Raw genomic sequence first — 15873 nt, forward strand, 5'->3', positions numbered from 1 at the left:
ATCTATCCCTATAATCAGTCGCTTTACTTCACCTTATCCGGATTCTTCGCTATAAAATCCTTCCAGCTATTATAACCTTTTTCCATGGTCGGCCGCCCCATTTGCAGGAAATGACAATAGGCTGCCGCCAATCCGTCTGTTGCATCCATAAAAGTAGGCATATCCTCTTTGGGAAAGCGCAACATCCGCTGCAACATATCCGCTACCTGTTCTTTTGATGCCTGCCCGTTTCCGGTGATAGCCATCTTTATCTTCAAAGGAGCATATTCCGTAATCGGAATATCCCGGCTCAACGCCACTGCCATCGCTACCCCCTGTGCACGGCCCAACTTCAACATCGATTGTACATTTTTACCGAAGAAAGGCGCTTCAATAGCCAGCTCATCAGGCAGATAACTTTCAATAATACTCAATACCCGTTCATGAATATGGCGAAGTTTCAGATAGTGGTTGGCAAATTTACGCAAGTCAATAATCCCCATCGCAATCATTTCAGGCTTGGTTCCTTTCACTCTTAGAACACCGTATCCCATGATTGTCGTACCGGGGTCAATCCCCAGGATTATCTTTTCTTTTACCGGTTGAATCACTCTATCACCTCCATCAGGGTCGGAAACCCGATCACTTTATCTTTAAATATTTTTGCCAGTTCGTCATTCAAACGTACTCCCTGTTCCAAATGCCAACGATGCAGTAACCCACTGCTTTCCACCTCCCATTGCAAAGAATACGCACTTCCTTCTTCCCGATGACTTAATATCCGGCAAATGCGGGGTGCCTTCAACGTACCGTGTTTCTGTACTTCAGGGATATAACTTTCTTTTATCCAAATCATGAAATTGTCGTGAACATCCTCGTCCACTTGAAAAGTTGTATTATAAATCAGCATATCTTAATTTCATACTATTATTTACCGCAAACATAGCAATTATTTCAGAATAATGCATTATATTTGCGGCAACAAAAAAGATTCGTTTACAAACGTTATCATATAAGACAAAAAAGGGGCGTTAGCTCATCTGGCTAGAGCGTAACACTGGCAGTGTTAAGGTGATCGGTTCGAGTCCGATACGCTCCACAAACATCGCAGAAGGGTTCTAAAACAGAACTCTTTTTTCTTTTTTTATAACTATTCCATCCCTCTATTCCCTTCAAAAGAAAAACTCATAGAAAAAAACGCCTAAATCTCCCATGTTTCCGGCCTTACAGCTGCATTTCCGACTGAACATCTACACTTTCAAAAAGATATCGAATACCTACAAATAGGTATTTCAATGACGTTTTATCATAAAAACATAAACAAGAAGTATTATATCTTAAGATTTTTATGTTATTTTGCATTGCATAATTCTATTATAAAAATGAATCATTTAACGGATAAAGAATTAGTAAGTCTATTCAGTACGGATAAAGAGAGGGCCTTCAACCTTTTCTTTCAGCGTTACTATATCCGTTTATGTATGTATGCAGTACAGATTACGGATGACTTTTCCGAATCCGAAGATATCGTTCAAAGTTTTTTTATTTCATTTTGGGAAAAGAAGCTCTATAAAACCATTACTGACAATCTGAAAGGATATGCCTATCTCTGTATTCGCAATGCATCACTGAAATTCATTGAAAAACGAGAAAAGATAGACTCCAGCGATATTCTTCTCAACGAAGAAGAATACCTATATATATGTGAAAGCCTTGAAGAGAATGAACGTGAACAAAAAGAAAAGGAGTTGGAAAAAGCTTTAGCAGCATTGCCCGAACAAGAAAAGAAAGCACTCTATGGTGTCGTTATTGAAAACAAAAGCTATAAAGCAGTAGCCAGTGAACTGCATATCAGCGTCAATACATTAAAGACTTATCTTGCCAGAGCGATGAAGAAACTGCGTAAAAACGAGAAATTACTTCTAGTATCTTTATTTTTGATAAACCTATCATAAATCTTCCAAGAAAAAAAGTCTCTCGTTTTTGACACCCATTTTACACAATTCCGGATCATATAATAAAACGAGAGAAAAGATGAATCAAGAAGATCATAATAAAACGGAGAAAAATCTGATTACTTTGCTCAACTGGTACCGGTTGAAACGGGTAAATGAATTTGCGGCACAATGCGATGAAGCACAAGCATGGGAATCAATCCAGCAACGCATCCGCCACCGTAAACGGATACGAATGTACACCTATTGGAGCAGCACTGCCGCTGCCTGCCTGTTAATAGCAGCTTTCAGTTTTTACACACTCACAGAATATGACCAATCTCTATTTGCACACAGAGGGGAACAGAAAGCAACCCTGTTTGTAAATAACGGAGAATCTTACGACCTGCTGTCGCAAGATAAATCCATATTTAATGCAAACGGCATGCAAGTTGCTCAAAATACAGAAAAAGAATTAAGATACGACACTCAAACGAGTATACAAAAGAATGCAGGAAAGCATATTTTAAATGTACCCAGAGGAGGAGAATATAAACTCGTGCTTTCAGACGGTACACGTGTACACGCCAATGCCGAAAGCCGCCTTACTTATCCCGTTTCTTTTACCGGTAATAAAAGAGAAGTCTACCTCACAGGAGAAGCTCTCTTTGAAGTTGCCAAAGACACGCTCCATCCTTTCATTGTACATACCCCGTACGGTATAGTAGAAGTAGTAGGAACACGGTTTAATGTCAATACTTACGAGAAGAATCAAACTACCGTAACCCTGGAAGAAGGAGCCGTAAAAGTATACTGCGAGGAAAAGAAAGGGACAGAACAAAAATCTCTTTCACCCGGTGAACAAGCTGTCATACAATCAAAAACAATTAATACACAAACAGTTCAGGTACAGGAATATACTTCCTGGGCAAACGGTATATACGAATATACCGATACGTCACTGGAAACTATTGTGCAACAACTTTCGCGCTGGTATAACGTCAACATGACCTTTACCGACCCGCAATTGCGTGAACGAAAGTTTGCAGGAGTCATCTTCCGCGACCAACCATTACAAAAAGCAGTAGATATATTATCCAAAGTTTCTAATGTACACTTCAGACAGAAGGGAAATGTTATTGAGATAACAGAGAACCGTCCCCAATATTAAACAGGAAAAAGCGTTGTTCAAATATGAAAAAATATCTTTTAATCCGGATGATGCAAACAGTAGCCATTATCCTGTTTGCCGCCAATGTATCGGCACAAAACCAAAATGTGGTCATATCAGTACGGAATATCCCGGTACGTACCGCACTGACCCAGATTCGGCAAGCTGCTAATGTACATTTTGTCTATGAAGAGAAGAATATTAATAGCCAACAGACTGTAACACTCAATTATCCGCAAGGGACATCATTGAGCACTTTACTCAACAACCTTTGCAAGCAAATAGGACTGACGTACGAAATCAATGAATCCGTTATTCTACTCTATCCTGCTCAAAAGCAAACCACCACTCATGACATCCATATCCTGTTATTGGAAAGGGGAAACAAACAGCCGCTACCAATGGCAACCTGCGTTCTCAATCCGCTAGGAGCTTATGCCGCAACCGACATGGAGGGAAAGGCAGTACTAAAAAACGTCCCCACAGGAAAATACATATTAAATATTTCGTATGTAGGCTTCGAGACTGTGCAACGGGAAATCAACGTTGAACAAAACCTGGATCTGACGATCCGCATGGCTCCCACTTCGTTAGCTTTGAAAGAGGTAGTAGTGGTAGCAAAACAAAATGCGGCCGGAGAATCTACCAGCTCCATTATAGGCAGACAAGCGATAGACCATTTACAGGCTATGAGCCTTGATGATGTGATGCAACTCATACCGGGGCACTTAATGAAAAATACAGATCTGACATCCCGTTCCAATGTACAGCTCCGTACTCTTGTTAACAATAACACCAATGCCTTCGGTTCGAGTATCATAATGGACGGAGTTCCCATGTCCAACAATGGTACACTATCGCAAGGAGGATTTTCAAGTACCGCATTTGTCGGAACAGACTTACGCCAAATTAGTGCGGACGATATTGAATCCGTAGAAATAATCCGTGGTATTCCTTCTGCCGAATACGGTGATTTAACCTCCGGACTTGTAGTTGTTCATTCCAAAATCGGACAAACTCCCTGGCAGATCAAGGGAAAGATAAATCCCGGAACAATGAATTACTCGCTCGGTAAAGGATTGCGTTTAAACAAAGATGCCGGTATCCTGAATTTCAATCTCGACTATGCACAAGCATGGGGAGATCCACGCCAGAAAACAAAGTCATTCGACCGTTACACCTTTAGCTTGGGATACAGCAAAGATTTTTCACGTATCTGGCATACAGACACAAAGGTACGTTACATGATGGGCAAAGACTGGAATGGAAAAGACCCGGATGCCATCGACGACGGCACTTTTCAAAAGAATCGCAACCAGCTGTTCTCATTAAGCCATAATGGCAAACTATCAATTAATAAACCATTCTCACGTACTGTTAATTACACATTAGGTGTCAGCTATACTCAAACAGAGATGGAAAAGAGCGCCATTGTTGCCAATTCGTCCGGGTTGCTACCGATACTTACTGCCACAGAAACAGGGTATTATAATGTGCCTTTCGAGCAAAGCTCCTATCAGGCAAGCGGAGGTTCCCTTAGCCGTCCCGGAAATGTATATGCCAAAGTCAGCAACACGTTCTTCGTAAAATCAAAGAAAACATATCAGAACTTCAAAATGGGAGTGGAATACCACTACGACTGGAATAATGCCCGCGGATATTATAATGATGACGACCGTTACCCATTGCAACCCAACAGTAACGGACGTCCCCGTCCTTTCTCCGATATTCCGAGCATCCATCAGATGGCCGCTTACATAGAAGATAACTTCCGTTGGGATATATCAGAAAACAGATTTCTGAAAATACAGTTAGGCGGACGTTTCACCACTTTACAGCCGTGGGCGGATGAAGCAACCTTTTCTTTCTCTCCTCGTGTAAATGCTTCATTCTCCGTCAACAAATGGCTGAATATCCGTGGAGGATTCGGACTCAACTCAAAAACTCCCGGTTTGGATTATCTCTATCCCGACAAAAAGTACATCGACCGTGTAGCTGCCAACTATATGCCTCAAGACGACAAAGTCGGACAAATATTAATGTACCACACCCAAGTGTACAACGTGCAACGAACTAAAGGATTGAAGAATGCGACCAATCGCAAATGGGAGGCAGGGTTCGACATAAAGTTATCGGACAAGCATAAATTAAGCCTCATCGGTTATCATGATAAAACCGCTAACGGATTCGGATCGGCCACAGAATATTTTACGTATACAGCCAACTATTATTCTGCGGAAAAAGGACTGATTATCACTCCTGGACAAGCCACAAAAATAGATTGGGATAATCCAGAACGCACGGACCTTGTACTCAGTACGACCGGTAAAATAGGAAACACGAATGTCTCTATCAATAAAGGGATAGAAATGGACTTTGACTTCGGCGAGATTCCGGCACTGCACACTTCATTCTATCTGTCAGGAGCATATATGGAATCCAAGACTTACTCTACAGACATCAACAGTAGCAATCCTACCGATCTACCTACTGAATATCAGGTAACCAATACCATTCCATTCAAAATTGTATATCCATCCGGGCTAAACTATAGCACTTACCGCCGCTTTACGAACACTCTGCGGATTGTGACCAATATCCCGGCACTGCGTATGGTAGCTTCGTTCTCAACACAAGCCATCTGGTACAATTATTCCAAGAGCAACAATCCTCCGATGGACCCTATCGGATGGATAGACACAGACCTCTCTTATCATGAAATAACAGCAGATATGCTGGCAGATGAGAACTACAAAATAAAAGGAGTATCATTGAAAAGCCAACGCAAGAATCCTAAAGACAATGTGCCAAGCAAAGCCCCTATTACATGGTTAATGGCGGGACGCCTCACCAAGGAGCTGGGCAATATAGGCGGCATTTCATTCTATGCCAACAACATACTCTTTTACGAACCTTTTCTCAAAAACTCTACCTCCAACACGCTAGTACAGCGTAATACAGGTAATTTCAGTTTTGGTGTCGAATTATTCTTTAATTTATAAATCACAATATGAATAGAACAATTTCTTTTATTACAAAAATGATGTTTGCGGCTGTCACAGTTATCATGGCTGCATGTTCCTCTGACGACAATGCCACACAAGCATTGACCGTACAAGTGAAAGTATCCATGCCCGAAGGATTCAAGTCCGACATTCTATATACAGGGCACACTGTTACAATGGGTAAATACACCGCCATTACAAACGAAAAAGGTATAGCCACTTTCGAAGGAGTGATTCCCGATTTGTATGACATCTCTACTTCCTGCGAAATCACTGCAGAAGAATATGAAGAAATGACAGGCAACGATCCGCAAAATGAAAATTATGTGATTTCCGGCAGTCTATTGAAATATACTGTCGGCTCGTCAACAACCATCGAACTTCAAACAAGTATTTCTGCCAAACAATCAATTGTTATCAGCAAAGTTTACTATGCAGGAACCAAAGACAACAATAATAAAAATTATCTGGCAGGAAAGTACATTGAGTTCTTTAATAACTCGGACCAAACTGTTGATATAGCCGGACTTTATTTCGGACTGGTAGAGTCGGAAAGTACTCCTGCATATACGCTTGGCTCCACACCGGAATATATTTACCTAAAGCAGATTTACCGTTTCCCATCTAATGGAGTCACAGAAGTTGCACCGGGAGCCTCGATAATCGTTGCCAATAGTGCCATTGACCATACAGGAAATAATGAAGTAGATTTATCCAAAGCCGACTTTGAAGCTAAAGATACGCAAGGGAAAACAACCAACAATCCTGCAACCCCGGCTGTAGAACTGATATATACAACATTTCCCACAATCAGTAATATGAATCTGGTACAAGGTGGTCCCTGTTCTGTTGTATTATTCAGTACGGATGAAGATGTAACCTCATGGGAAACTGTATACGTTGACGGTAAAGATAAAGGAAGCAAGTTTGTCAAAACCCCTGTAAAATACATAATGGATGGTGTAGAATGTTTGAAAAACAAAAGTACGGGAGTAGATAAAAATTCCAAACGTCTTTACAACTACATTGATGCAGGCTATCAATACACGGAGGCTACCACCGGATATACCGGAGAAGTAGTCTACCGCAAAACAGCCAAGACAGAAAACGGGCGCACCATTCTTGCTGATACCAATAACAGCAGTAATGATTTTGCCGTATCAGCTGAAATTAAACCGAGGGAATACAAATAATAGAAAACAAAAGAGACTGTGCCCCAAGAACATATAACCTTCCGGTACAGTCTCTCTTCAACTACTTCACGAAATAATTAAACCAATTCAGAAATGATGATGAACCATCGATATATACTCTTTACCGGTCTGATGGTAACTGCACTGTGCATACATGCCCAAGATATCGAATTACAGACAAAAGAAAAATACGAGTACGCCGATGCTACCCAGTTATGGAGACGTACCCTGAATCCTGCCGGGCTCTCTTTGGATACGCTGACCAACCGGGGAATCAGTTATTTCGAATTCTCTCATCAGCAAGGTACACACTATCGGGTTCAGGACGGTGATGAGCAAAACAAATTATTGTTCACTTCGGAACGATACCAAAAAATTGGAAAATATCTCTACGGATACGGGCGTTTTACCTTTGACATGGGACGGCAATTCAACCGTTCATGGAGCGACGTATTGCGTAGCCACCACTCCAATCCTTACTTTTCAGGAAGCTCCATCAAAGGAAAGTACGACTTCCAGAATTTCGACCTCTCGGCAGCATTAGCCACTCTGCCTATCAAAAACTTCACTTTCGGCGCACGGCTGGATTATAAAGTAGGAGATCTTTCCCGACTGAAAGACCCCCGTTCACGCACCAATCTGGCAGACTATCAACTGACTCCTGCCGTCACCTACACGTGGAACAAACACTCGCTGGGTCTTAGCGGTTATTACCATCGCAGAAAAGAAAAAATCCCCAACATCACCACCGTACAAACCGATCCGAACCTCAAATACTACACCTTCACCGGAATGGAAAATGCTGATGGTACCACTGGTGGTTACTCCGGTTTTGAACGTGAATTCGTCAACCATGAATTTGGCGGTGAATTGTCTTATCAATATAAAAACGAACGGATTCAAACACTTACCACCCTTTCATACGCCAAAGGCAACGAAGACGTATGGGGAGACATCAAATATTCACCGGGAAAATATCACACCACCACCTACAACCTGCTTTCTATGAACCGGATCAAATCCGGACGCACAGAACACATCATCGACATTTCCATTAACTATCAGACAGGAAAAGCCGACGAATACCGCCAGGAAAAAATAATAGAAAAAGATCCGGTAACAGGTATCGAATCCTCCTACTGGAACACACTTCTCACGTATGACGAACGTTACACTGTCGATTTACTCAATGCCAATCTGCACTACCGCCTGTTGTGGAGTAATCATCACACCGGAGAAACCACAGCCTACGCAGGTGCACGCGCCTATTTCCAATCGGTAGAAGATCAATACAATCTTCCGTCTTCATCACTTACAGTCCGCCAGGCAACTATCTGCATGGAAGGCGGATATTCATTCCTGCGCAAAAACAACCGTTCATTATGGATAGAAGCAGAAGCCGGATATCACATTTCGCTATCATCGGACCTGTCACTCAACGATCCGTCCACAGAATACGCCCAAAGTGTGCTTTTACCCGACATGACCTATTATGGAGCATCGTATGCGCACGGAAAACTGCAAATACAATATCAAATGCCTGTAACTATAAAGAAACACACCAACGTGTGGTTCGTCAAAGCCACAGGAGCATATCTGAAGACCGACAAGAAAACCGATTCCAAAATGTTCGGAATAAGTCTCGGATTGTACCATTAACCTTCCTCACCCCACAAAAACCAACCTGATAATTTACACCAATCATGATGAGAATTGCCAATAACAAACTTCGGTTGCTACTCCTGCTGCTCTTTCCCACCCTCCTTTGGGGTAACTCTGCCCCCATGTTTCACATCCGGCAAAACACCAAAGGATGTTTTGTAGAAATACCCAAACGGTTGATAAACCGGGATTTTCTGTTAGCAGCCCGTGTGATGACCGTCAGTTCTCCCAATAATAAAGTTAAACTTTATGCAGGCCAGCGACTTTATGATCCGGTATGGATACGTTTGAAATATGACAAAGAACAGTTATATCTGTTACGTCCCGACTCCAAGAACTTATGCGAGGACACAACTCATCTCTCGTATCCAGCCTATGCGCGCAATGCTATCACTCCCATAGCGGAATCCTGGAAAATAGAACAGGAGACAGACAGCTCGATTGTTGTAAACTGGAGCAAATTTCTTAGTGAGCCCATAGAAGGTGTAGACCCTTTTGGAGGGAAAACGTCACCAGGACGCTCCCTGCCCCAACTCAATAAAATACTTCAGGTAGACGTCCACGAAAAGAACCTGGAAGTCAGCGTACAGTATGGTTTTGAAGGAACCACCCAACCTTTCCTCACTACCATACGGAAATCGCTGTTACTACTGCCTGAGCAACCTATGCAACCACGTATACACGATGCCCGGGTAGGATATGACAATATCCCTAAACGGAAATTCTACTTCGATACTCCCTCAATCGCAGCGGAAAACTACATCACCCGCTTCCGGATTGTCCCCTCTCCTAAAGATGTACGCAGTTATTTGCAAGGCAAACAAGTGAAGCCTCAACAACCCATCGTTTTTTATATAGACGATGCCTTCCCTCCTCTTTGGAAAAAAGCCATACGCAAAGGAATACTGGATTGGAACAAAGCATTCGAAGAAATTGGCTTTAAAGAAGTTATGCAAGCAAAGACATACGCCGAAGCCGGACCGGAGTTCGATCCGAACGATATACGTTTCAACTGTTTCCGATATGTAGTCAGCGATTTCCCGAACGCAATGGGGAAACACTGGGTAGACCCGCGTTCAGGAGAAATTCTGCAAGCAGATGTGTTGTTTCACAGTAATGTCATAGCCTTGCTACGCAAATGGTATTTCCTGCAAACATCAGCCTACCATCCTGCGGCACGCACGAAAACACTACCGGATGACATAACGGCACAATTAATCCGTTACGCCGCCGCCCATGAGATAGGTCACTGCCTCGGACTGGAACATAATTTCAAAGCCTCGTATGCCTATAATACAGAAGACCTGCGTCGTCCGGAATTTACAGAACGTTACGGCACCACCCCGTCCATCATGGATTATGCCCGGTTCAATTATGTCGCCCAACCGGGAGACGGCGTCCGTTACGTATTACCTCCCCTGTTGGGAGTGTACGACCGATACGCCATCCGTATCGGATACGCCTATCTCTCCCGCGAGAACACCCGAACTGTAGCCGGATGGATAGATGAAAAACAAAACGACCCCATGTATCATTGCGGACGCATGGCACCGAGCACCATCCCCACTGATCCTACCGTTCAAACCTCCGATCTCGGCAACGACCCTGTCGCATCGGCAACCTACGGAATCCGCAACCTTCAACAAATATTGACGCAATTGCCGGAATGGAACAAAAAACGTCTGACAGATAACCCGTTTGAGGAGATGCCCGCCACCTATACCGATTTGCAGCAAGCCTATTTCGACCATCTGGAACGTGTGATTCCTTTTATTGGTTTCTCCGATGAAGTATCCGGAAAAGCTGTCGAATTTCTTTGGAAAGAACTGCTTGGCGGATACAACTTCCTACGGACGGATGCCGTATGCAAATATGCCGGCAACCCAACCGAAGCCATCATAAAAGCACAAAAGACAATTATTGAAAAGATGTTTGGCAGAATCATTGCCGAACGAATCTCTTCGAACGAAACACCAGCAGGATTTACCTACGCCCATTATCTGGAAGTCTCTGCCAACTATCTTTTTACGGACAAGACACCGGACATATTCACACGACATTTGCAGGAAAGCTATCTCCAGACCTTGCAATCATTGCTAACAGAAGCACGTACCTCCTCTTTCAGTGTACTCTTCTCCCCGACGGTCAGCGAGCATCTTACCCGCATCCGCGAACAGTTAACAACTAATCCTTCTACCTGGAATAATTATTTAAAAAACAAAATACAATGAAGCTAACTACCATTATTTCCGCCTTCTACCTCCTCTGCCTGTTGTGCATACAACCCGTGCATGCCGATGGAGGCTTCTGGCTACCTACTCAAATACAAGGAAAAGTACATCAGGCAATGAAAAAACAGGGATTGCGTCTTAGTGAAAAAGACATTTACGACATCAACCAGTCGTGCTTGTCGAATGCTATCCTTTCATTAAGTTATGACAACAGTACATTTTCTCCCTCTGCCAGTGCCTCTTTCATCTCCGGTGAAGGACTGGTATTGACCAATTTCCACTGTGTCGCACGTTATCTCGAACATATCTCCGATGCAAACCACGATTACGTGAAGCATGGCTGCTGGGCTACCCAACGCAGCGAAGAGACTTATCTTCCGAATTTACAGGTCAATCAATTAATCACTATCAAAGACGTAACGACGGAAATCACACAAGATACCGGGAATCTTACCGATCAGGCACTTACCCAAAAGATCAACGAGAACGGGAATAAAATTGTCAAATCCCAAGCCAAAGGTCGCGGTGTAGAAGGAAAAATCTACTCCTTATTTGGTGGCAGACAATACATCCTGGCTGTCTTCCGCAGCTTCAAGGATGTGCGTATCGTAGCCGCTCCCCCCATCTCGATAGGGAAATTCGGAGGCGACACAGACAACTGGCAATGGCCCCGTTACTCCGCCGATTTCGCCATCTTGCGCGTTTATGCCAACGATAAAAACCAACCGGCAGCCTACAACAAGCAGAACCGCCCCTATCAACCCGACGCTCATTTGTCTATCTCTACCAAAGGAGTGAAACCCGATGATTTTGTGATGGTTGCCGGATATCCTGCACAAACAAGGCAATATGTCCCTTCATTCGCCCTTGAGAAAATTGTATTCAAAGACACGCAAGCAGAAGCAGATATTGCCAAAATCAAGCTCGACTTCTACACACAACGTAAAGAAACGGCTGCCGACTCGCTTTATTCCTACTATAACATTAAGGCCGGAAGCGCTGCTAATGTCTATCTAAAATCAATTGGTGAGATCAGTGGTGTGAAAGAATCCGGCATCATTGCCCGGAAACAGCAGGAGGAACAGGCGATGACAGAATGGATTCTGTCTGATGACACCCGTACGCAACGCTACGGGGCAACATTGCTCGATGATATGAAAGCAAACTACCAGCGTCTTACCCAACTGAACTTCACAGACCAGATGTTTCGCGAAGTCGCACTTTACGGTGCCAACGTCATCCCTTTTGCCGGAAAATTTGAAAAACTGGTGCAAATGGAACAAAGAAAAAGCAAGAATGTAAAGACTGCCATGAAAGGAGAAATCCGCAAACTGAAACCGCTTACCGTAGCATTCTATCGTGATTTCAGACCTGAAGACGACAAATATATCATGAAAAAGATGTTGGCTTATTATCTGGATCACGTAGATTCTATTTTCTACTCCACAGCATTGAAAAAGGTAGAAAAGCATTACCCTCAACATCTTTCTGCCTATATAGACAGCCTGTACGATCATTCCCCCCTGCGTAATCAAGAAAGTATGCTCGCACTTCTGGACAGTGTACCGACACAAGGAACAGCTGCACTGTCACAAGATGGGCTGTATCAGTTGTCACTCGGTTTCTATCTGGTGTATGTAGAAAAAATAAACCGTTTGAAACAAGCGTATCAGAATAAAAACATGAAACTCTACTCTTTGTATCTGCAAGCATACGCTGAAAAGAACAAGGGGACACAAATTGCATTTGACGCCAACCGCACCCTGCGTTATTCTACGGGAAAAGTAAAGGCAGCCGTTCCCAGCGAAGGAGTCATCTATACTCCATTTACAACTGTTGACGGAATGCTCAGCCGCCATCGCCTTTATGCCGGAAACAAGGACTTCAATCTGCCGGCACGTTTCGTCAAACTCATCGAACACCGCCAACCCAGTAACTACTTTAGCCAGAAAGTGACACCCACCTGTTGTTTCCTGACAGATGCACATACCACTTCTGGTAGTTCGGGCAGTCCGGTATTGAATGCCAAAGGAGAAGTGGTGGGTATCAACTTCGACCGTATCTGGCAGGGACTTAGTTCCGACTACGAAACTGCAGGCAATGAGAAAAGCCGTAACATCGCAGTAGATATCCGCTATGTATTATGGACTTTGGAGCAATACTCACATTCCCAATACATATTAAACGAATTGGACATTCACTAACTTAGTAAATTCTATATAAAAATGTTATCTCCCAAAACACTAAAATACTTACGTTTAACGCACCGTTATGTATCTTTCATTTGTGCAGGCATCCTGTTTGTCTATCTCCTTTCCGGCTTCCTGCTCAACCACCGGAAAGAATTTACATTCATGAATCAGAAAAAGGAACGTACGGTGGACTATATATTCCAGCTCCCTGCCAATAAAGACGATTTTACAGAAGCCGATGCACGAAAGATTATCTCCGATCTCTCATGCAATCCCGACCTGTATAACCGTTTCAGCCTCAGTAAAAACAAACTAACCATCTTTGGCAAAGAACAATTGGTAATCAAGTTGGATGCAACCAGCCAGCAAGCATTTATTAAAGAAATGCATCGTCCCGCTTTCCTAACCGCATTGAATAAGCTACATCGCAATCCGGGTTCTTTATGGACAATAACCTCAGATGCATTCCTCTTACTCATGTTTATTTTGCTCATCACCGGGTTACTGATCGTTCCCGGGAAAAAGGGATTGTGGGGTATCGGCGGAATTCTAACGATAATAGGAATTTTAATACCTATATTGATTTACTGGATGATAGCATAATTTCTTATTTTTATTCATCCGTATGCATCTTTCCGTACTATCTTTCCGTATCGCAGAAAACAAAAAAGGACCTTTATTCAAGGTCCTTTTTAATCACTTCGTCCATTTCTTTTATACGTTTCTCACGGTTTTTAATAGGACCGTCTTTCTTGTCATTCTTGAATACGTCATCGGCACGGTCGGCAACCTCGCCGCTCCATTCTTCAAACTGGTCCTTAGCCGGACGACCATTCGGCTCGATATTTTCCTCGGCTATCGAATCATGCCTGTTAATCATATCATCCATAAGTTTTCGTTTTAAAAGTTTATGGCTATAAGACAATACAAACGAAGAAAAGTTTTCTATTTTAATGATTTTTGAAGAAATCAGCCATGTTATTATACTATCAAAGAAACACTCCAGCCCAATCTGTGTCATTCATCCAGATACCTATATAAATTGCAGTTGCCGGCAACGTCCAGTACATTCAGCTCTTTCAAGCGTTTTTCCACTTTCTTTTGTGAAACCAGCCCGAAATTCCGTAACATATCACGCAACTTCCTAAACCCATATTGAGAAGTGATTTGTAGCAGTTCCCGAAGTGTTTTTATATCAGCTTCAGAAATGATCCGCTGCGACCGAATATCGAATTTCAATTCTGTGATAGGAGTATCAAGTAAAGCCTTTGCCGCTTTTATATCTTCGGGAATAAAAATTTCCGGATTCGTTTCTTCCGCCTCTCTCATGAACATATCATTATCAAAGCCATTTTGGCGGGATTTCATTTCATACGCCCGTACTGTTGCTCTAAGGCGGATATTTTCTTCCTTATAAGTCCTAAGGAATCCCGCTTGAGATTTTATTTCCTGTACAAGTCCCTCAAATGCTTTCTGCGCTTGACGATATTTCATGCGTTTCCGGACACTAAAATCCTTAATATTTCCTTGTAAAACGGTATAAAGAAATAGTTGCCGTCTTTCATCATTCCTTATCATTCCGGCAAGCTCCTTTATTATTAACCGGATCAATGGGGTCAACTCTTTCAGTGATTGAAGTAGAAAAAATTCCTCTTCATTTTCCTTCATCTTCTCATCCATCCGGCGTTTGTGTTCTTCTTCGGAAAGACTGAACCGGATATTTCGTTCAAGACAATCCGTCAGACTGTTTTCATCAAGCATTAGATAATCGCCGACTTCTGAATAAATAATCTCTTGCCTTTTACACCAAGTAATAATACGTCTGGTAGATACCTGATACTTGGTTGCCGCTTCTTCAATACCAATCCATTGTTTTGTTGTCATACCTCGTTTTATTTTTAGATGTATGCGTCGCAACCAGATATAAAAAAAGGTGCGAACGATACATGTATTTCCTAGTAGAGGTAGTCGCATACCCATAGATGAAAAATACAGTATGCCCGCACCAGAACTTATATATCGATAGGGATATAAGCTTGGCACGGACATTTGATTTATCATCTATTCGAAAATGCGACTTTCCTACTAATAAATTAAATGTCCTATAAATACAAGTCCGGCTGTCAAAGGTCCGGTCCTTGATTGCAAATATACTTCTTTTTTCTGAAAAGAAAGATAATAAATGACAAGCTTTTTAGTTACAATAGAATTTTATATAAGACAAATAAGTAAACAACTACATGGGGGAATAGTTTCATCGGTGAGAAACAAAAGTTCCATCAGCGTGAAACTATAGTTTCATCAGTAAGAAACTAATAGTTCCAAGCAAGAGAAACTAAAGTTTCAAGGCGATGAAAACTTTAGTTTCGCACCGATGAACAAATAGTTTCAAGCCTTGAAACTATCGGTTACAAGGCAGATCCCACCCCATAAGCACAGGGGTAATAAATAAAATAGCTTATCTGCCTGTGGTTAATACTATTCAGGCAATGAAACTTCATCTGTG

The 15873-nt window shown here is 42.5% G+C and carries 12 protein-coding genes and 1 tRNA gene; 9 read left to right on the plus strand and 4 right to left on the minus strand.

Features of this window, described 5'->3' with window-relative positions; genetic code table 11:
• Positions 1-23 precede the first annotated feature (23 nt).
• Positions 24-590, minus strand: a complete 567-nt coding sequence (ruvC, locus tag NQ505_RS24130) for a crossover junction endodeoxyribonuclease RuvC (protein WP_004300848.1) — start codon at positions 588-590, stop codon at positions 24-26.
• Entirely contained in the window at positions 587-889 is a 303-nt protein-coding gene (locus NQ505_RS24135) for a DUF4286 family protein (protein ID WP_004300849.1), read from the minus strand. Before NQ505_RS24135 ends, ruvC begins: the two co-directional genes overlap by 4 nt.
• A 115-nt stretch (positions 890-1004) precedes the next feature.
• Between NQ505_RS24135 and NQ505_RS24140 the strand changes: the two genes are divergently transcribed.
• The 9 genes from NQ505_RS24140 (at position 1005) to NQ505_RS24180 (ending at position 13970) form a co-directional block, all read left to right on the plus strand.
• Positions 1005-1078 (plus strand) — tRNA-Ala (locus NQ505_RS24140).
• A 283-nt stretch (positions 1079-1361) separates the two neighbouring features.
• Positions 1362-1934, plus strand: a complete 573-nt coding sequence (locus NQ505_RS24145; protein ID WP_004321495.1) for a sigma-70 family RNA polymerase sigma factor — start codon at positions 1362-1364, stop codon at positions 1932-1934.
• A 79-nt stretch (positions 1935-2013) separates the two neighbouring features.
• Positions 2014-3084, plus strand: a complete 1071-nt coding sequence (locus NQ505_RS24150; RefSeq protein ID WP_008999827.1) for a FecR family protein — start codon at positions 2014-2016, stop codon at positions 3082-3084.
• A 23-nt stretch (positions 3085-3107) separates the two neighbouring features.
• Positions 3108-6086 (plus strand): TonB-dependent receptor, encoded by a 2979-nt coding sequence (locus NQ505_RS24155; RefSeq protein WP_083852331.1) that lies wholly within the window; start codon positions 3108-3110, stop codon positions 6084-6086.
• Between the two features lie 8 nt (positions 6087-6094).
• Positions 6095-7282, plus strand: coding sequence for a DUF4876 domain-containing protein (locus NQ505_RS24160; protein ID WP_004327000.1), 1188 nt, complete (start codon positions 6095-6097; stop codon positions 7280-7282).
• A 93-nt stretch (positions 7283-7375) separates the two neighbouring features.
• Positions 7376-8941: a DUF6850 family outer membrane beta-barrel protein gene (locus NQ505_RS24165; RefSeq protein WP_008999825.1), complete on the plus strand. Its 1566-nt coding sequence runs from the start codon at positions 7376-7378 to the stop codon at positions 8939-8941.
• A gap of 44 nt (positions 8942-8985) precedes the next feature.
• Entirely contained in the window at positions 8986-11175 is a 2190-nt protein-coding gene (locus tag NQ505_RS24170) for a zinc-dependent metalloprotease (RefSeq protein WP_008999824.1), read from the plus strand.
• The gene (locus NQ505_RS24175) at positions 11172-13379 is read left to right on the plus strand and encodes a S46 family peptidase (RefSeq protein WP_008999823.1); all 2208 of its coding nucleotides are present in this window, start codon (positions 11172-11174) and stop codon (positions 13377-13379) included. The genes NQ505_RS24170 and NQ505_RS24175 overlap by 4 nt, the downstream gene beginning before the upstream one ends.
• Before the next feature lie 21 nt (positions 13380-13400).
• Positions 13401-13970 carry a PepSY-associated TM helix domain-containing protein gene (locus NQ505_RS24180; RefSeq protein ID WP_008999822.1) on the plus strand — a complete coding sequence of 190 codons (570 nt, stop codon included), beginning with the start codon at positions 13401-13403 and terminating at the stop codon, positions 13968-13970.
• A 73-nt stretch (positions 13971-14043) separates the two neighbouring features.
• Here the strand turns inward: NQ505_RS24180 and NQ505_RS24185 are convergent, their stop codons facing one another.
• Both NQ505_RS24185 and NQ505_RS24190 read right to left on the minus strand, forming a co-directional pair.
• Entirely contained in the window at positions 14044-14256 is a 213-nt protein-coding gene (locus NQ505_RS24185; protein WP_004321504.1) for a hypothetical protein, read from the minus strand.
• 128 nt (positions 14257-14384) lie between these two features.
• Positions 14385-15251 (minus strand): hypothetical protein, encoded by an 867-nt coding sequence (locus tag NQ505_RS24190; protein ID WP_008648861.1) that lies wholly within the window; start codon positions 15249-15251, stop codon positions 14385-14387.
• Between the last annotated feature and the right edge of the window lie 622 nt (positions 15252-15873).

Origin of the sequence: Bacteroides sp. D2 (assembly GCF_025147085.1) — a bacterium.
In the GTDB taxonomy this organism is placed as follows: Bacteria; Bacteroidota; Bacteroidia; order Bacteroidales; family Bacteroidaceae; genus Bacteroides.